Raw genomic sequence first — 17647 nt, 5'->3', positions numbered from 1 at the left:
GGCACAAGCTGAGGCAGTGCCTCCCTATGAGCATGTTGGACCGGACACTGGCGATAGACACCGCGACAGAGGCGTGTTCGATTGCCCTGTTCGAAAGTGGCACCCTGATCGCGAACGATCACCGCGTGCTCGGGCGTGGACATGCCGAACGGCTCGTGCCGATGATCGCCGATTTGCCTGATAAAGGTCGCGCAGGTCGTATCCTTGTCTCGCTAGGTCCGGGCAGTTTTACGGGCGTCAGGATCGGGATCGCCGCGGCCCGCGCCCTGGGCGTGGCGTGGCAGAGCGAGGTGTTTGGCTATCCGACCCTCGCCCTCATCGCAGCCATGGCGCGGGGCGCAGACGCAGCGCCTGTTACAGTGTGCATGAATGGCGGACACGGCGAATGGTTCGTGGCCGATTTCTCCGCAGCCGGAGAGCCGGTTGGCCCCCTCGCCTCCCTCACGCCCGAGATGGCCGCCAGACGCGGCGCGCATGATGTGATCGCAGGAAACAGAGCGGCTGAGCTGGGCGAATTGTTGGGGCCGCAAGAGCGCGAAATCCGCGAATGTCTGCCCGATGCGCGCGAATGTCTGCGCCTGCCATCCGATGCTCTTACGAAAGACATGACACCGATTTACGGGCGCGGCGCAGATGCCGTTCCGCAAAAAGAGCGCCGCGTAAAATGAACGCAGCCCCCTCCATCGTCGATCATATAATGGCCGTGATGGAAGCCGCTTTCGATCCGGCTTTCGGCGAAGCGTGGAATCGCAGGCAGGTTTCCGATGCGCTGGCCATGCCCAGCACACATGCGCTGGTTGTCGATCAAGCTGGCGGATTGCTCACCTGCGGCACCTGCGATCAGGCTGCCGGGTTCGTAATGACCCGCCATGCCGCCGATGAAGAGGAATTGCTGCTGATCGCGGTGAGGCCGGAACATCGCGGGCGCGGGCTTGGCGCGGCGTTGATCCAGCACCTCATCCCGTCGGCACGGTCCCGCAGCACCGCGCGCATCTTCCTCGAAATGCGCCGCGGCAACCCGGCGGTCCATTTGTACCGCAAGTTCGGTTTCGAACCAATTGGCGAACGGCCCAACTATTACCAGCTAAATGATGGAAGCCGCATCGATGCCATTACATTTGGCTGCAACCTTCCGACTATGTAATAATGTATCTTTGGATGTGACAATTATTCGATGGACTTGCATTGCCCCTGACCTTCATTCATGACCGCCCAATCAGGAAACAATATCCTGAAATACAATGTAATTGAGGAACTCTCATGGACGACTTGGAAATCGAAATGAAAGAGACGCTGATCACTTTGACCAGCGATATTGTTGCAGCACATGTAAGCAATAACAACGTGACAGTAGAAGACGTGCCGGCTTTGATCACGAATGTGTATTCGGCGCTGTCCAATCTGGGTGATGATAATTCGGCGGACGAACCGCGGCCAGAACCGGCAGTGACGATTCGCTCCTCGATCAAGAAAGATCACATCGTCTGTCTCGATTGCGGCAAGAAAATGAAGATGCTCAAACGGCACCTTTCAACAGAGCACGGCATGTCTCCGGAAGAATACAAGGCGCGCTGGGAGCTGCCCGCGGATTATCCGCTGGTTGCCCCAAATTATGCGGAAACGCGGCGCGATCTGGCCAAGAAAATCGGTCTCGGCAGGAAGCCGGGCAGTGGACGCGGCCGCAAGAAATAGGCCGGCGGTCGCCTGCATCTGCAGCAATGGCTGTGGGCAGGCGATGCCAAGCCAACTTGAGAAAGTCACCCCGTCTCGTCTAAGAGGCGGGGTGCTTTCTTTTCAGGCTGTGATACGCGATGTAATGCGGCGTGACTGGCGACGGAGTGATAGTTGAACCAGAAGATCGATCTTGAGCAATTGTGCGCTGAAAAGGGTCTGCGGATTACCGAGCAGCGCCGGGTGATCGCAAAAGTGCTGTCTGAAAGCGATGACCATCCCGATGTCGAGCTGCTGCACGAGCGCGCCTCTGCGGTCGATCCGAAAATCTCCATCGCGACCGTTTACCGCACCGTCAGGCTGTTTGAAGAGGCCGGCATCCTCGACCGGCACGATTTCGGCGATGGCCGGTCCCGCTATGAACCCGTGCCAGAGGCGCATCACGATCATCTGATCGATGTCGAAACCGGCAAGGTGGTCGAGTTCGTCGATCCCGAAGTGGAATCGCTGCAGCGTCAGATCGCGGAAAAACTCGGCTACCGTTTGGTCGATCACCGGATGGAACTGTACGGCGTCAGGCTTTCGCGCGATGACTGACGATCCGGTCGAATACGGCGTGGACGGGTCTAGCGAGAAAGTCTGGGATTTGCGCATCGCCGCTGCAAGGGGAGAGGATACCCCGTTATCCGCAGGCGGCTGGCTGCGCATCACGGTGCGGGCGACCTGCCTTGCGATATTGATGCTGGTGTTCGTGCCGCTGCACTACATTTACCGCATTTTCGCCTACGGCTCGCCCTTCCCCATGCTCTTCCTGCGTTATGCCGCGCGCATCTCGGGTGCGAAGGTGGAGACGCACGGCACTCACCTGAAACGCGATGTCTTTTATGTCGCCAACCATGTTTCATGGCTCGACATCCTGTCTCTGGCAGGGGCCAGCGGGACAGCATTTGTGTCAAAGGCGGAACTTGCCAGCGCACCGCTTGTCGGATGGCTCGCGTCGCTCAATCGCACCGTGTTTGTGAAACGCGAACACCGGCTCGGCGTCGCAGAGCAAATCAATGCCCTTAAAGAGGCGCTGGCTGACAACTGGGCTGTCACTGTCTTTCCCGAAGGGACGACCACAGACGGCCAATCGCTGTTGCCGTTCAAAACCAGTATGCTCAGCGTGCTGGAGCCGCCACCGCCCGGTGTGATGGTGCAGCCGGTGCTGCTCGATTACGGATCGGTTGCCGAATGGATTGGCTGGATCGGTGAGGAAGGCGGCCTGAACAACGCCAAACGCGTCCTGGCGCGCAAAGGGACATTTCCGCTGAAAGTGCACTTCCTCGAACCGTTCAGCCCCGCCGATTTTCGCGGACGCAAAGCTATCGGTGCAGAGGCGCGCCGCCGTATCGAAGAGGCGCTATGCGAAGCGCTGGGCAAGCCGGTGAGGCAGTTTGCGCACGATGTGCCGCCCATCCGCTATGTCGCCAGCCGCGGTCCCGAAGTGCCCAGCGAAACCGAGCTGTAAGGCAACAGCTCTAAAGCCCGGCCCTTACCAGCCAGTCATGGAACAGACGCACAGGGCGGGCTTCCAATGCGGTTGGCTTGCACACGAACCAATAGCTGTATGGGCTTTCCACGCTCTCGTTCGAAAGATGGGTCAGGCGGTTGTCAGCCGCGCGGCGCATGTGGTCATCATGCATAATCGCAATGCCCAGACCCTGCGCAGCCGCTTCCAGCATGAGAAGGCCCGAATCGTAGTGGTCGATAGCGGCGGCCTCCATGTTCTCCAGGCCATGCGCTTTTTTCCACGCAGTAAAGCTTTCAGGCAGTTCGTTGTGGATCAGGAATGTCTGACGCGCGAGGCTTTCCGGCGTGATTTCATCCCCGACGGTGCGCGCAATATCCTTGCTACAGATGGCGTGGACCAGATTGTGGTCGAGCCTGACCGCATGCAGCCCTGATGCGGGGCCGCGCGACAGAATGATCGCCGCGTCCAGAGTATCGCCCACCCGGTCCTCAAGATGCGGGCCGGTGTCGATATCAATGTGAAGCAGCGGATGCCGCTTGCGCAGCTCTGCGAGGCGCGGGAACAGGCGCTGGCTGCCGAACAGCGGCAACACGCCGAGGCGCAGACGCAGCAGCGATATATTGTCAGACTGACTTTCAACCGCGCGGGTCAGCGATTCCAGATGCGGGTTCACCGCCTCGTAAAACGCCTGCCCTTCATCTGTCAGCTGCATCGACTGGCGGGCGCGGGTGAACAGTTTTTTCCCGACAAATTCTTCCAGATTGGTGATGCGGCGCGACAATGCCGACGGGCTAAGCCCGATCTCCTCAGCCGCAGCGCGGGCCGATCCGAGACGGACCGTACGCATGAACGCTTCCAATGCGCGCAGGGGTGGCAAACGGCGTGATGGCATCAGACATTCTCCTCTTCGCGAGAAGATACGCGTTACCAAAATAAAGGATGCAAAAAATCGAAGGACGAACCGAAAAAAAGTGAATTTTGTGCGTTTATTGCAATTCACTCGCAGCTTCAGGAGGGCACGGTGCGTGCAGACGCAGACGTTTGACGTGGGTTTCGTCCGCCGCTGTTACCTCAATTCGCCAGCCGCTGGGATGTTCCACAATCGCGCCGACCGGTGGTACCTGCTCTGCCAGAACAAAGGTCAATCCGCCAAGAGTATCGACCGATTCTTCCACTTCCGCGAGGTGCGGGTCCACAGTTTTTGCCACATCGTCCAGTTCAGCGCGGGCATCGCAGTCCCACATCCCGTCACCAATCGGCACGATCAGCGCCTCGGGCGTTTCGTCATGCTCATCTTCGATTTCGCCGACGATCTCCTCGACCAGATCTTCAATCGTGATGATCCCGTCCGTGCCTGAAAATTCGTCGAGAACAATCGCCAGATGCACCCGGCGCGCACGCATATCGGCCAGCACATCCAGCGCGCCGCGCGATTGCGGCACGTAAAGCGGTTGGCGCATCAGCACCGTCCAGTCACGCGGGGGCTGTTTGCCATTGGCGAGGAAGGGGAACACGTCCTTGATATGGATCATGCCGATCACATCATCCAGCTTGTCGCGGTAGACAGGCAGGCGTGAATGGCCGTTTTCGCTGAACACCTCGACCAGTTCTTTCCAGCTTGTCGAGGCATCCACACCGACAATCTCGCCGCGCGGAACGGCCACGTCATCGGCGTCATGTTCGCTGAAATGCAGCAGGTTGCGCAGCATCTGGCGTTCAACCGGGGAAAGGTCGCCATTGCCGCCGCCGTCCTGATTGTCGGCCTCACCGACGTTCTCATCTTCATGCTCGTCGATGGCTTCTTCAAGCTGCGCACGCAGACTGCGATCGCCATCACCGGCACCGAGAATTTTTCTGATCGCGAGCCAAAGCCCGCTGCTACTCTCCGCGTCTCCGGCGGGGGATTGGGAATCGGGCATTAGTTTCGTGTGGCCCTCATATGTGCGCCTGTCATGTCCGGTCCCCATATGGGTCCGGAATACCCAGTTTTGCAAGTATCCGCGTTTCCAGGGCTTCCATTTCCTCAGCTTCGTCGTCCGAGTGGACATGATCGTGCCCGGCAAGGTGCAACAGGCCGTGAACGATCAGATGCGCGCAGTGGTGCTCCAGAATGACGCTCTTCTCCTGCGCTTCGCGTGCGCAGGTTTCATGAGCCAGCGCAATATCGCCAAGCATGACCGGCGGGCCTTCGGATGCGAGATCGAGCAATTCGTCTCGCTCAAGCATCGGAAAACTGAGCACATTGGTCGGCTTGTCCCGCTCTCGCCATTCGCGATTGAGGGCGTGCACCTCGCCATCGGTGGTGAAGAGCGCGCTGACCATCAGCCGCGCGTTATCCAGCGCAGGTTCGCCCTCAGCCACCGCATTGGCGGCTGTTTCGGCAAGCGCCTTCCACCTGCCAGCGGGCCAACCCTTAATGTCGATGTCGAGCTGCAAGGTTACTGCGTCGGCCCTTCGTACGCCTCGACTATCCGGCCAACAATCGGATGGCGCACCACATCTGCGGCGGTAAAGCGGATTGTACCGAAACCATCGATGCCTTCCAGCTTGTCCACACCATCAGCCAACCCGCTCATGCGGTCGCCGCCCGGAATATCGACCTGACGCGGATCGCCGCAGATCACCATCCGGCTGTTCTGGCCAAAGCGGGTAAGGAACATTTTCATCTGTTCCTTAGTCGTGTTCTGCGCCTCGTCCAGAATCACGAAAGCATCGGCAAGCGTGCGGCCGCGCATGAACGCGATAGGCGCAATCTCGATCTCTCCGCTTTCGATGCGGCGCTCGACCTGCTCGGGCGGCATACAATCATACAGCGCATCGTAGAGCGGGCGGAGGTACGGATCGACCTTGTCTTTCATATCACCGGGCAGAAAGCCGAGCTTTTCACCTGCCTCCACCGCTGGACGCGACAGGATCAGACGCTGGACGCTGCCGGTGATGAGCTGGCTGACGGCCTGCGCCACAGCGAGGTAGGTTTTGCCCGTCCCTGCCGGGCCAAGCGCAAAGATAATGTCATCGCGCGCAAGGCTGCGCATGTAAGTCACCTGCGTCGCGCTGCGCGGCACGATGGTTTTGCGCCGCGTGCGGATCATGATCGGCGGCGCATCTTTTTCGCCCGAGATAATGCCTTCCAGCGTCGGCTCGTTCGACATCGCGATTAGCGCCTCGATGGCGCCAGCATCCAGATCCTGACCCATGGCCAGACGGTCATACATCGTGTTGAGGGTATCGCGGGCTCTGGCGACGTTGTCTTCCGGCCCTTCGATCAGGATCTTGTCGCCGCGCGCATGGATCATTACCGACAGCCGGTTCTCAACCTGCACCAGATTGGCGTCAAATTGCCCGAAAAGCGGGCCGAGCAGCGACTGGTCATCAAAGCTGATTTCGACGCTGGCACGGCGCGATTCGCGAATGGGTGTGGGATCGGGCGAGAGCTTTGGCTCACGCTTGGGATCGGCTGATCGGGTTGGTCTGCGGCCCATAGGTTCCTTTTCATGTCGGCGCACCATGACGCGCCGCTCTGAGTCGGAAAGGTAAGCGCAAACATACGCAAAGCAAGCTGGTGACACTCCTCAAACAGTGGAAAGTAACGCACTTGTCATGCGAAGGTTCAGATCGCCGCGACCTCTCGCAGCGCCCCTTCAAGCGAATTGGGACCAGCTTCGACAAGGTTCACTTCGACCAGATCGCCAATCGTGACATCGCCTTCGAACCAGACCGATTGCAGCCATGGCGATTTGCCGAGCCACTGGTTTTCAAATTTGCCCTTACGCTCGACCAGCACGGTGCAGTTCTGCCCTGCCTTGGACGCGTTGAAAGCCTTTTGATTGCGGTTCAACCGTTCTTGAAGGCGCTGAAGACGGTCATCCATGACCTCCTTCGCGATCTGGTTGTCCATTGTTGCAGCAGGCGTGCCGGGACGCGGCGAGTATTTGAAGCTGTATGCCTGCGCATAGCCAACCTCATCGACGAGGCTGAGGGTGTCTTTGAACTCCGCCTCGGTTTCTCCGGGAAAGCCAACGATGAAATCACCCGACAGCGCGATGTCGGGCCGCGCTGCTCGCACTTCCTCCAGCAGCCTGAGATAGCTTTCGGCGGTGTGCTGGCGGTTCATGGCTTTGAGCACGCGGTCATTGCCGGATTGCACCGGCAGATGCAGGTATGGCATCAGTTTTTCCACCTCACCGTGACACGCGACAAGGCCGGGAGTGAAGTCATTCGGATGGCTTGTCGTATAACGAATGCGGTGCAAATCCGGTATCTTGGCAAGTTCTCTTATCAAGCCGTCGAGCCCGATTGATCTGCCCTTTGCATCGTCACCGCTCCACGCGTTTACGTTCTGACCCAGCAGCGTGATTTCGCGCGCACCATTGTCGACAATGCGCATTGCCTCATCGACCAGATCGCCGAATGGACGGGAGATTTCCGAGCCTCTCGTGTACGGAACCACGCAGTAAGTGCAGAATTTATCGCACCCTTCCTGCACGGTCAGAAACGCGGTCGGAAACCGCTTTTTACGCGCTGGCAGGCTATCGAATTTCGCGATTGCGGGCATGTCGGTATCGGTTGCCCGCTCGCCCTTCACCGCTTTGTCCAACATGTCTGGCAGGCGGTGATAGGCCTGCGGCCCTACCACCATCGAAACGGACGGCGCGCGCGACATGATTTCTTCGCCCTCGGCCTGAGCAACGCAGCCGGCAACCGCGATCATCGGCGCTTTCTTCTGGGTCTTACCCTTGGTCAGGCGGCCGATATCGGAGTAGATTTTCTCCGCAGCCTTCTCGCGAATGTGGCAGGTATTCAGCACCACCAGATCGGCGTCCTCACCATCGGGCGCCTGGCTAAAACCTTTTTCGTTCAGCAATTCGCCCATACGCTCGCCATCATAGACGTTCATCTGGCAGCCGAAGCTTTTGACCCGGTAGGTCTTGGGAGGAGTATCGGTCGGTTTCATGATGCCGGCGCGTTTAGCGGGAAGGCGCGGCGGGATCAATCGGTGCGGTGCGCATTTGCGAGGCTGGCGGCACGGCGCAAATCCTTCTCGCGCCCGAACCGGGTGAGAATTTCGATCAACTCATCACGGTGCGGGACGAAGAGTTCTCGATGATCGACCATGACCGCCTGTCTGGTTTCAGGCTCGACCGGTTCCCATTTGCCGTCCGCCTCAACCTCCAGACCGTGCATGAACTCAATCTCGACCTCCGGTTCTGACCACCAGCCAAAGCGCGCGGAACGGAACATGGTTTTGCCGTTATCGGGCGTGTCGGTCAGCGGCAGGCGGCGATAAAGCGCATCGATATCCTTTCGCGACACCAGAACGTCGATATCGGAAATCGTGTCAGGGTTACCGCCGTGCAATTCCACCGCTGCGCTGCCGATTATCCACCAAGGCTCTGCTGCGTCCTTCAAAGCGTCTGCAAGCTGGTGCAGCGAGCGGTGAAGCGCAGACTTAGTCATCCTTTTCGCGCCGCGACCTATGGACACACGGTTCGAGCGGGCGGTGGCTGACACCGGGGTGCGGCTTATCCGCCTCGCCGCATTCTACCTCTGGCTTGGAAACCGCATTGGCCGCCACCACTGCGCCCGCATCCTCGCTGCCATAGGCGGCGATCCATGCGAGGCAATCGGCGAGCGGCCTGATCCTGTGCTTGGTAATCCGGCCCGCTTCGGGCGCGCAATTGATCACATATTCTTCGGCTGCCGGTGCTTCGCTGAAACGGGAGAAGCGGCGGAGCAATTCGCCGCGTTCGTTAAAGACCGTGCGCCGCGTGTCATTCGTCATCGCATCGCCGCGATAGAACGGGGAGGTGTTGAACATGTAGGCGGCGACTTCGGGATACTTGATCGAAATTTCCGTGGCGAGCGCCCCGCCAAGCGAATGTCCGGTCACGACCCAGGGAACATCATCGTCCCAGCGCGCCATTTCCGCTTTGAAATACCGGATCGCGATGTCGGCCTGATCATCGCGCAGCGTGCCGTAAAAGATATCGCTGAACCCGTCGAAATCGGTCCCGCGAAAAGCCATTATGCGGGCAATCGGTTGCCGCTCTCCGCGATCACCGGGCGGGCCGAATTGTTCGAATACCTCGTAGCCGAACCCCTTTTCGGAATCTTCCTCGGCAATTTCCAGCCGGTCCAGCTGGGTCAGCGCAGGGCCAAGGTTGCCGTAAAGATCATCGTCGCCGGTGTAAGCGTTGGTCGCGGCCATCGCGAAAGGATAGGCATCAACCGCCGCATCGCGCACAAATGCGCACCACCCGCCCGGTTCAGACCGGCACGGGGAGCGCGATTGGGTAATGTCGGGATAGGTGACGCAGCCGCTCAATATCAGCAGCGAAAACGCAGCCAGCGCGCGGCGCAGCGTCACCTTTCCAGTCCTGTGATGATCAGGAGACAATGGCTTTCACAATCTTGCCCGGCTGTGCGGGTGGCTCACCCTTTGGCAGGGCGTCGATGTGGTCCATGCCTTCGGTGACCTGGCCCCATACGGTGTATTGCCCGTCGAGGAATTCCGCATCGTCAAAACAGATAAAGAACTGGCTGTTCGCGCTGTCCGGCACCTGTGTACGGGCCATCGAGCAGGTGCCGCGAGTGTGCGGTTCGCTATTAAATTCCGCTTTCAGGTCAGGCTTGTCACTGCCGCCCATGCCGGTGCCGGTCGGATCGCCGCCCTGCGCCATGAAGCCGGGGATCACGCGGTGGAACACAACGCCGTCGTAAAAGCCTTCGCCGACCAGTTCGGTAATGCGTTCGACGTGGCCGGGGGCAAGATCGGGGCGCAGTTTGATAACCACGTCCTTGGTCGCGCCATCGCCGGTGTCGAGGGTGAATGTGAGTGTGTCGGCCATTGTTGAATCTCCTTGTATTTGCGGCTCCCTATAAAGATTTGGCGGCGAGAGTCACCAGCCCAGATCACAGCCCGCCTTGCTTTTCGGTTTGGCGGTTCTAAACCCGCAATCATGATCGATCCGGGGCATCTTCATCACGACACGATGGTGGCGGACGCTATCGATGAAGAAGTGCGTCCCGATGACCGAATCGATGATGAACGCCATGACGAGGAAAACCGGCTAAAACCGGAGTATATCCGGGGCGTGCGGGACGCTCTGGAGGCAGGCGACAAGGGCGCGGTTTACGATTTCGTAGAACCGTTGCACCCGGCAGATATCGCCGACCTTATCGAATTGCTGGACAATCATGAACGGGCGCTGCTTGCGACCGCCATCAGCGATTTGATGACCAGTGATGTGGTCGCCGAACTTAACGATCACGTCCGCGAAGTGATGATGGAGGCGCTCGAACCTGGCGCAGTCGCCACCATCGCGGAACAGCTGGAAACCGATGACGCGGTCCAGCTGCTCGAAGATCTCGACGAAGATGACCAGAAAGCGATCATCGCAGAACTGGACCCTGAAACGCAGGCCGCGGTCAATTCCGCGCTCGCTTATCCGGAGGAAACAGCGGGCCGGTTGATGAACCGGCATGTCATGGCGGTGCCCGAGCATCTGACCATCGGCGACCTCATCGATTTTCTGCGCGAAAACGGCGATCTGGAGCATGATTTCCACGAAGTTTTCGTGATCGACGCCGCGCATCACCCGGTCGGCACATGCGCACTCAACTGGATTTTGACGACACCGCGCACGGTCAAGCTGACCGACGTGATGAAACGCGACCAGACCTTGATCCCCGCAGGGATGGATCAGGAGGAAGTCGCGCTGATGTTCCAGAAATATGCGCTGATTTCTGCTGCTGTGGTTGATGAAAGCGGGCGGCTCGTCGGGCAGATGACCGTGGACGATATCGTGCACATCATCTCCGAAGAAGCGGGCGAGGACGCCCTGTTGCTGTCCGGTGCGGGTGATGGCGACATCAACGAGCCGATCCGGGAGGCGTATTCCAGCCGCGTGCGCTGGCTCATCGCAAACCTTGGCACGGCAGTGGTCGCCTCTGCCATCATCGCGTTTTTCGGCGCGGCTATCGAGCAATTGGTTGCGCTCGCGGTGCTGATGCCGATTGTCGCGAGCATTGGCGGAAATGCAGGCACGCAGACGATGGCTGTGTCCGTGCGCGCTATCGCGACCAACCAGCTGACCCGCGCGAACACGCGGCGCATCCTGTGGCGCGAGCTGCGCGTGGCCGTGCTGAACGGCGCGACCGTGGCGGTGCTGATCGGTGTTGCTGCAGGGCTGCTTTATTCGCCGCTGATGGGTCTCGTCATCGCGACAGCCATGATCATCAATATCGCAGTCGCCGGGCTTGCCGGGGTGCTCGTCCCGGTGATTTTTGAGCGGCTCAATCAGGACCCGGCGGTCGCATCATCGGTTTTTGTGACCATGATCACCGATTCGATGGGCTTTTTTGCGTTTCTGGGCCTCGCTGTTGTTAGCGGGCTGGTGTCGATGGGTTGATCTCTCCTGTGGGGACGCCAGATTGAGACACATGCCGCTTCACATGACCAAAATCGCGTTCGGTGCGAAAAGCTGGAAAGATCTGGCTGGCTGGTACAAGAACCGCAGCGAAATCGCGCTCACCACGAAGTATCGCCCGACCCGGCATGAAGAGATGGTCGGCGGATCGCTTTACTGGATACTCAACCATTCGCTGGTTGCACGCTCGGAAATCCTGAGCTTCACCGAAACGCCTGATGGCCGCTGGAACATCAACCTCAAACCGGAACTCGTCCGTGTGCATCAAAAGCGAAAGCGCGCACATCAGGGTTGGCGTTATCTCACCGATGACAATGCGCCGGCTGACTTAGCTGATGGCGAGGATGTTGGCGATGTGTTGCCCGGCAAAATGGCGGCGAAACTGGAACGGCTCGGGCTGATCTAACCAAACGGCGGTGCCCCGAACCACACCCAGACCGCCGCAGCGATGGAAACGGCCAAAGCCGCTGCCGCCCTGCCCCATGGCATCGCGCCAAGCCCTTCGATTTCAGGCGGAGCCTCGCGCTTTCCTGTGATCATCGGGCCGACAAGGTCATCGAGGCGGATGAACGAATAGATGCTGATCGCCGCGATATGAAGCGCCACCATGCCCAGCACCACATACAGGAAATCGGCGTGCCAATCGGTCAGCGTGTCGGCGGTCGCAATACCGACGAGCGAATTGAGCGGACCGGTCGCGCCGTCATAGGGATCGCCAGCGAATAGCCCCATCCCGACCTGCGTCAGCATCACGCCGAGCAGCGTCAGCACCGCCAATGCGCCCAGCGGATTGTGGCCCATCTGGTCATATACGCCGCTGCGCCCGCGCAGATACGCCCATACCCTGACCGGCCCGCGCACAAAGTCTGAAAAGCGCGCTGTCCGGGTGCCGATAAATCCCCAGATGATACGAAACAGCAGCACCGCAAACAGCGTCACGCCAAGCCGCGTATGCCACCACCACAGCGAGTTTTCAGCCGTGTACCACATCGCGAATATGAGGCCGACGAAGCTCCAATGGGTCAGCCGGATCGGCAGGTCCCAGACTTTAACCGGTCGGGTGGCCATGATGCGCCAGCCGGATCAGTCGGTCTTGAGACGGAATTTGTCGTGGCAGCCTTTGCATGTTCCGCCGAGCGTCTTCACCTGCTCGCCGACAGCCACCGCGTCTCCGCTGGCTGCGACGGTGACCATTTCGGCGCTCGCATCGACAAAGTTCTGCGCGGCCTTTTCAAAGCCTGCGGGGTCTTCCCAAATCGTGGACAAGGCTTCGGTGTCGTAGCCGTCATCGACGCCAGTGCCTTCGGGGAAATAGCCGCTGACCAATTGGGCGCGTTCGCTGATGTCAGCCGCCGAAGTTTCGATGGCGGTAAAATCAGGCTCGCCGCTTTCCAGCTGGGTGCGGATCACTTTGAATGCGTCGCTGATGCTTTCAAAATTGTCCTGCCGCTGGTCAATCACTTCCGGCTCGTCCGCTGCGGCAACCGCCTCTGTTTCGCTCGCAGGCTCTGCTCCGCACGCGGCAAGCAAAGCCAGCGATACGGCGGCTGCGGTGAGGCGGATTTTCGGTGCAATGGTCATCAAAACGCTCCTGTAAAGAGAGGCACTAGGCGCATGAGATAATCCCGGTGGTAAGCCTAACCGCTCATTCCCTTACGGCAAGCGGTTTGTGGCGGCTCGCCGTGTCTGCCCGATCAACGGCCAGCCAGTTCAGGCGCGGCTTTTTTCAGCGACGCGGCGCAGGGCATTTACGTAAACATCGGGGGCCTGCGCACCGGGTATCATGAATTTGCCGTTCACGATCATCGCTGGGACACCTGATATGTTGAGATCCCACGCCTCGCGTTCTTCGGCAATGACCCGCGCCTCCAGATCGGCATCGTCCAGCGCGGCCTTTGCAGCTTCGCGGTGAAGGCCGTTTTCCGCAGCAATATCCAGCAGGACAGCGCGCTCCCCGATCCGTCGCCGGTGATTGAAATGCGCGCGGAACAGCGCGAGTTTCAACTGCGTCTGCACACTGGGACCAGCCTGTTCCAGCGCGAAGGTCAGCAATTTGTGCGCATCGCGCGTGTTCCACATCATCGCCGGCGGAGCCTCTGCTTCATCACCATCATATGCGAGCGACACACCCGCCTTTTCCGCAATGGCCTTCATCTGCCCGCGCACCGCAGCGCCCTCTTCGGCGGAGCGGCGGTATTTGCGCTGGAGATGCGCCTCCTGCTCCTCACCCTCTGCCGGCATATCGGGGTTGAGTTCAAACGGACGCCAGCGGATTTGCGCCTCAATTTCGCCGTCCAGCTGTTCCAAAGCCTGGGTAAGCTGGCCATAGCCGATGGCGCACCATGGGCACATGACATCGGAATAGATGTCGATGGTCAGCTGCTGGGCTGCACTCATTTCGTTTTCTCCAGCCACCATTTCAGCAGGCTGTGCGCGATGGCCGTAGGCGGCGGCGCGGTGAAGGCAGTTTCGGTCCCGTCCCCTTCGTATCCGCGCGAATGCTGCACTGCGTGTTCCACCTCTTCGCGGGAGAACCAGCGCGCCTCTTCCAACTCCTCGACATCCAGAGTGATGTCGGTTTCGTCGGTCTTCGAATAGCATCCGATCATCAGCTGGCTGGGAAATGGCCACGGCTGGGTGGCGATATATTCGACATCGCGCACCCGCAGCCCTGCCTCTTCCCAAACCTCGCGCGCGACCGCCTCTTCGATGGTCTCGCCCGGTTCGACAAAGCCCGCGAGCGCGGAAAAACTGCGCGGCGGGAAGCGTGGCTGACGGCCCAGCAGCAGGCTGCCGCCATTCACCTCAGCGTTTTCGACCAGCATGATCGTGACAGGATCGGTGCGCGGGAAATGCTGTGCGCCGCAGGCACCGCAAGTGCGCTGCCAGCCGCCTTTGGCAGGTTTTGTGCCCGCGCCGCATTTGGCGCAAAATTTGTGCCGCGCGTGCCAATCGACCAGGCTGCGCGCGCCGCCATAAATGGCGAGATCAGGCGGGCTTAGCTGCTGGATCGCAGCCCATGCGCGCGGCATTGCATAGGCTGGCCCCGTCGCTCCATCATCGGGAACGGCAGCGAAACAGGCCTTCTCATCCAGCAAGCCCAGGAAAACCAGTTCTGCATCGGAATCGATATCGGCAAGCGTGCCCCAGATGAGACCGCCCATCTCGTCAATTTGCGGCAGCAGTCCATCGAGCATCAGAACCTTTGCGCGCCAGTCCATCCGCGCGGCCAGTGCGTCGGGATCAACCCGGATCAGGTCGGCGCGGTCTATTGGCGACCCGGCAAAGGCAATCGGGCCTGTGCGGGCCAGCTCTGGATGGGCAGGATGGTTCATCACGCCCCCATATTGGTGCGCATTGCAGCGGTGTCTTTCTGCAATGCGGCGAGAAACTCTTCCCTGATGGGGTAGGTGTCGGTCGGCATATACTGCGTCCACAACGCGGTCCGCAGGCCAAGATTGTAATCGACCGCCGCCAATGTACCGGCAGCGCCGCCCCAGCCGAATGTCCCGTTGACCACGCGTCCGCCAGCGCCGTGCCCTTCGCCAGCGATCCACGATCCGGTCGTATCCACCGTCTTGGGTAGCAAGTCCGAGGTGCCGACGCGCACGGCCATCTCGCTCATCACTTCGGTGCCATCGATCGTACCATAGCCGAGCAGCATCCGCAGGAACCGGTCATAGTCGCGGGGAGAAGACACAAGTCCTCCGCCGCCCGAAGGGACGCTGGGCGCATCGGTGTAGATCGTGGCCTCTGCCGGGTCGAGCGGGAGCGGGAAGCCGCCGAGAATGCCGTAATTGTCCGTCATGCGGGACAATTCGCTGGTGGGCACTGTCATCCAGGTGCTGTCCATACCGCAGGGCGTGAAAATCCGTTCGGACAGGAATTCTTCAAAGCCCATGCCCGATGCCACTTCGATCACGCGGCCAAGCAGGTCGATACTGCAGGAATAGCTCCACTTGGTCGCCGGCTGATACATCAGCGGAAGACCGGCGAGCCGATCGGCCCATTCCTCCAGATTTGGTGCAGGTGTGACAATCGGGATGCCCGGTATCGGAATTCGGCTGACGCGGCCGCCGACGAGGCCGTTTTGCTGATACGCCTCAAGCAGCGGACCTTTGCTGGTTATCAGATAACCCAGCCCCGCCGTGTGGGTCAGCAACTGGCGAATCGTGATAGGCTTCGCAGCCGGAACCGTGTCAGCCAGCGAACCAGCCGGATCGACCAGCACCTGCATATCCCGGAACGCTGGGATCACATCGTGAAGCGGCTGGTCCAGACCCAGCACCCCGTCATCAATCAGCATCATGATTGCCATGCCGGTAACCGGCTTGGTCATGGAGTAGATTCGGTAGAGCGAATTTTCATCGACCTGCGCCGGCCGGCCAAAACCCAGCGTTCCCCCGCCGACCGTGTGTGCGTGCGGTTCCTGACCGTTGCCGAATGTCAGGAAAAGGTTCGCAACCTTGCGCTCGGACACATATTTGTCGGCAAGGGCCGCGACAGTGGGCCATGTCTGACTGACATCGTGCGCCAGCAGACTGCGGCCAAATGGCAATGCCGCCATTGCCGCACCGGCCGCAAGATAACCGCCGCCCCGGAAAAGCGTGCGCCGTGAAAGGTCGGTGGTGTCGAAATTGCGAAATGCCATGGGGTTCTCTCTCAAGGGGGACTCAATTGATCGCTGTGTGGGACGTTTGGCTTGAGTGGTCAATCAAGACTTGTTTTTGCGCGGTGTGCTATCCATATAACACACATGTTTAACTTACTCGCTTGGCTGTTTGGCCTGATATCGCTCGATATTGTCATTCCTGCTACGATCCCGTTTCTGGGTTGGGGGAACTGGCTGGCGCTGCCCCTGATCATCATCGGGGTGATTTTCGGCGCCTTGTCTTCCAGCACGTCGGGGCGCAATTTCTGCCTCATCGTCCTGTTTGTTGCGGCCGTCCGGCTGTCTATCGGCGGCGGCATATTCTAAGCGCGCTCAGGCGAGCGCGAGCCTAGCCGCCTTCGCAAAGAGGGTTGGCAGTCCGGCCTGATCCAGATCGGCAACAGGCCACCATTCGCCCTCCCCATCGGGCGCGCTTTCCGCCTGTGCGTGCTGCACAGTCAGCGTCAGATGTGCATGAGTAAAAGTGTGCTGCACAGCTCCGACATTGCGCCAATCGGCGGCTATCGGTGCGGTGCCTGACCCGTCGGCGCGAGCGGTCCAACCATCATCGGGCAATGAACGCATCCCGCCCAGCATTCCTGTCCCCTCGCGTGTGACCAGCCAGACGTGATCATTGCGTTCAATCCAGAACGCCGTACCGGTCCGTTCCGGTTTGGGCTTTTTGACAGGCTTTACCGGCAACCGCTCCGGATCGCCCGCTTTTCTGGCTTCGCAATAATCTCCAATCGGACACAGCAGGCAGCGCGGCGATCTCGTGGTGCAGATGCTGGAGCCGAGGTCCATCATGGCCTGCGCAAAATCGCCCGAGCGGTCATCCGGCGTGATCTCCTCCGCCCTGATACGGATCGGTTTGCGTGCGCCGGGCAATGGTTCTGCGATGTTGAACAGGCGCGAAACCACCCGTTCGACATTGGCATCAACCACCACCGCCCACTCGCCAAACGCAATGGCTGCGATTGCTGCAGCGGCGTATGCGCCCAGACCGGGCAACTGGCGAAGCTCGTTCTCGCTTGCAGGAAAGCCGCCCATTTCTGCCACCATCCGCGCACATTTCACCAGATTGCGCGCCCGCGAATAATAGCCAAGCCCCGCCCACGCAGCCATTACCTCATCATCGGAAGCCGCAGCCAAATCCTCGACACTCGGCCAGATACGGGTGAATTTCTCGAAATACGGCTTTACCGCTGCAACCGTTGTCTGTTGGAGCATGATTTCCGACAGCCACACGCGGTAAGGCCACGCCGCGTCCTGCGGCGCAGGCTCCCCCGGCGGATTGCGCCATGGCAGGGCGCGAGCATGGTTATCGTACCAATCCAGCAGCGTGGAAGAGAGTGTATCGGGCATGGAAGTCACGCCCGCCCT

The 17647-nt window shown here is 59.9% G+C and carries 22 protein-coding genes; 8 read left to right on the top strand and 14 right to left on the bottom strand.

The features are described from left to right. Nucleotides 1-26 precede the first annotated feature (26 nt). From tsaB to ACGHU1_RS14260, 5 genes are all read left to right on the top strand, one after another. Nucleotides 27-668 (top strand): tRNA (adenosine(37)-N6)-threonylcarbamoyltransferase complex dimerization subunit type 1 TsaB, encoded by a 642-nt coding sequence (tsaB, locus tag ACGHU1_RS14280; protein WP_390588013.1) that lies wholly within the window; start codon nucleotides 27-29, stop codon nucleotides 666-668. Beyond that, nucleotides 665-1144, top strand: coding sequence for a GNAT family N-acetyltransferase (locus ACGHU1_RS14275; RefSeq protein ID WP_390588011.1), 480 nt, complete (start codon nucleotides 665-667; stop codon nucleotides 1142-1144). The genes tsaB and ACGHU1_RS14275 overlap by 4 nt, the downstream gene beginning before the upstream one ends. Before the next feature lie 116 nt (nucleotides 1145-1260). Further along, nucleotides 1261-1692 (top strand): MucR family transcriptional regulator, encoded by a 432-nt coding sequence (locus tag ACGHU1_RS14270; RefSeq protein WP_390588009.1) that lies wholly within the window; start codon nucleotides 1261-1263, stop codon nucleotides 1690-1692. A gap of 153 nt (nucleotides 1693-1845) precedes the next feature. Next, the gene (locus ACGHU1_RS14265) at nucleotides 1846-2268 is read left to right on the top strand and encodes a Fur family transcriptional regulator (RefSeq protein ID WP_390588007.1); all 423 of its coding nucleotides are present in this window, start codon (nucleotides 1846-1848) and stop codon (nucleotides 2266-2268) included. Next, nucleotides 2261-3181 carry a lysophospholipid acyltransferase family protein gene (locus tag ACGHU1_RS14260; protein ID WP_390588005.1) on the top strand — a complete coding sequence of 307 codons (921 nt, stop codon included), beginning with the start codon at nucleotides 2261-2263 and terminating at the stop codon, nucleotides 3179-3181. The genes ACGHU1_RS14265 and ACGHU1_RS14260 overlap by 8 nt, the downstream gene beginning before the upstream one ends. Before the next feature lie 10 nt (nucleotides 3182-3191). On the opposite strand, the gene ACGHU1_RS14255 is transcribed toward ACGHU1_RS14260, so the two are convergent. The 8 genes from ACGHU1_RS14255 to ACGHU1_RS14220 form a co-directional block, all read right to left on the bottom strand. Then, the gene (locus ACGHU1_RS14255) at nucleotides 3192-4076 is read right to left on the bottom strand and encodes a LysR substrate-binding domain-containing protein (RefSeq protein WP_390588003.1); all 885 of its coding nucleotides are present in this window, start codon (nucleotides 4074-4076) and stop codon (nucleotides 3192-3194) included. Between the two features lie 94 nt (nucleotides 4077-4170). Then, a complete protein-coding gene (locus ACGHU1_RS14250; protein ID WP_390588002.1) occupies nucleotides 4171-5103 on the bottom strand; it encodes a hemolysin family protein in 933 nt (310 codons plus the stop codon). Between the two features lie 31 nt (nucleotides 5104-5134). Further along, on the bottom strand, nucleotides 5135-5620 hold the full coding sequence (gene ybeY / locus ACGHU1_RS14245) for an rRNA maturation RNase YbeY (protein WP_390588000.1): 486 nt from the start codon (nucleotides 5618-5620) through the stop codon (nucleotides 5135-5137). Nucleotides 5621-5622: 2 nt separating this feature from the next. Then, nucleotides 5623-6666 carry a PhoH family protein gene (locus ACGHU1_RS14240; protein WP_390587998.1) on the bottom strand — a complete coding sequence of 348 codons (1044 nt, stop codon included), beginning with the start codon at nucleotides 6664-6666 and terminating at the stop codon, nucleotides 5623-5625. A 128-nt stretch (nucleotides 6667-6794) separates the two neighbouring features. Beyond that, a complete protein-coding gene (gene miaB / locus ACGHU1_RS14235; protein WP_390587997.1) occupies nucleotides 6795-8138 on the bottom strand; it encodes a tRNA (N6-isopentenyl adenosine(37)-C2)-methylthiotransferase MiaB in 1344 nt (447 codons plus the stop codon). Nucleotides 8139-8173: 35 nt separating this feature from the next. Further along, nucleotides 8174-8641: a hypothetical protein gene (locus tag ACGHU1_RS14230; protein WP_390587995.1), complete on the bottom strand. Its 468-nt coding sequence runs from the start codon at nucleotides 8639-8641 to the stop codon at nucleotides 8174-8176. Beyond that, nucleotides 8634-9551: a hypothetical protein gene (locus ACGHU1_RS14225; protein ID WP_390587993.1), complete on the bottom strand. Its 918-nt coding sequence runs from the start codon at nucleotides 9549-9551 to the stop codon at nucleotides 8634-8636. Before ACGHU1_RS14225 ends, ACGHU1_RS14230 begins: the two co-directional genes overlap by 8 nt. A 19-nt stretch (nucleotides 9552-9570) precedes the next feature. After that, nucleotides 9571-10032 (bottom strand): peptidylprolyl isomerase, encoded by a 462-nt coding sequence (locus ACGHU1_RS14220; RefSeq protein WP_390587991.1) that lies wholly within the window; start codon nucleotides 10030-10032, stop codon nucleotides 9571-9573. A gap of 111 nt (nucleotides 10033-10143) precedes the next feature. On the opposite strand from ACGHU1_RS14220, the gene mgtE reads away from it, so the two are divergent. Continuing rightward, the gene (gene mgtE, locus ACGHU1_RS14215; protein ID WP_390587989.1) at nucleotides 10144-11595 is read left to right on the top strand and encodes a magnesium transporter; all 1452 of its coding nucleotides are present in this window, start codon (nucleotides 10144-10146) and stop codon (nucleotides 11593-11595) included. A gap of 31 nt (nucleotides 11596-11626) precedes the next feature. Further along, complete coding sequence (locus ACGHU1_RS14210; protein ID WP_390588040.1) at nucleotides 11627-12019, top strand: DUF1489 family protein; 393 nt, start codon at nucleotides 11627-11629, stop codon at nucleotides 12017-12019. Here the strand turns inward: ACGHU1_RS14210 and ACGHU1_RS14205 are convergent. The 5 genes from ACGHU1_RS14205 to ACGHU1_RS14185 all read right to left on the bottom strand — a co-directional run bounded on the left by ACGHU1_RS14205 (nucleotide 12016) and on the right by ACGHU1_RS14185 (nucleotide 16264). Further along, entirely contained in the window at nucleotides 12016-12681 is a 666-nt protein-coding gene (locus ACGHU1_RS14205; RefSeq protein WP_390587987.1) for a cytochrome b/b6 domain-containing protein, read from the bottom strand. The two genes, ACGHU1_RS14210 and ACGHU1_RS14205, sit on opposite strands and share 4 nt — an antisense overlap. A 15-nt stretch (nucleotides 12682-12696) precedes the next feature. Then, on the bottom strand, nucleotides 12697-13194 hold the full coding sequence (locus ACGHU1_RS14200; RefSeq protein WP_390587985.1) for a c-type cytochrome: 498 nt from the start codon (nucleotides 13192-13194) through the stop codon (nucleotides 12697-12699). A gap of 129 nt (nucleotides 13195-13323) precedes the next feature. Next, nucleotides 13324-14010, bottom strand: coding sequence for a DsbA family oxidoreductase (locus ACGHU1_RS14195; protein WP_390587983.1), 687 nt, complete (start codon nucleotides 14008-14010; stop codon nucleotides 13324-13326). After that, the gene (gene nudC, locus ACGHU1_RS14190; protein WP_390587981.1) at nucleotides 14007-14948 is read right to left on the bottom strand and encodes an NAD(+) diphosphatase; all 942 of its coding nucleotides are present in this window, start codon (nucleotides 14946-14948) and stop codon (nucleotides 14007-14009) included. The genes ACGHU1_RS14195 and nudC overlap by 4 nt, the downstream gene beginning before the upstream one ends. Further along, complete coding sequence (locus ACGHU1_RS14185) at nucleotides 14948-16264, bottom strand: serine hydrolase domain-containing protein (RefSeq protein WP_390587979.1); 1317 nt, start codon at nucleotides 16262-16264, stop codon at nucleotides 14948-14950. The genes nudC and ACGHU1_RS14185 overlap by 1 nt, the downstream gene beginning before the upstream one ends. Before the next feature lie 105 nt (nucleotides 16265-16369). Between ACGHU1_RS14185 and ACGHU1_RS14180 the strand changes: the two genes are divergently transcribed. Next, on the top strand, nucleotides 16370-16591 hold the full coding sequence (locus tag ACGHU1_RS14180) for a hypothetical protein (protein ID WP_390587978.1): 222 nt from the start codon (nucleotides 16370-16372) through the stop codon (nucleotides 16589-16591). 6 nt (nucleotides 16592-16597) lie between these two features. Here the strand turns inward: ACGHU1_RS14180 and ACGHU1_RS14175 are convergent, their stop codons facing one another. Beyond that, entirely contained in the window at nucleotides 16598-17629 is a 1032-nt protein-coding gene (locus ACGHU1_RS14175) for an A/G-specific adenine glycosylase (protein ID WP_390587976.1), read from the bottom strand. Nucleotides 17630-17647: the final 18 nt, after the last annotated feature.

It is taken from the genome of Erythrobacter sp. MTPC3, assembly GCF_042854385.1.
Classification (GTDB): Bacteria; Pseudomonadota; Alphaproteobacteria; order Sphingomonadales; family Sphingomonadaceae; genus Erythrobacter.
Note: the sequence above shows the minus strand (reverse complement) of the source record. Positions and strands in the feature narration are given on the sequence as shown.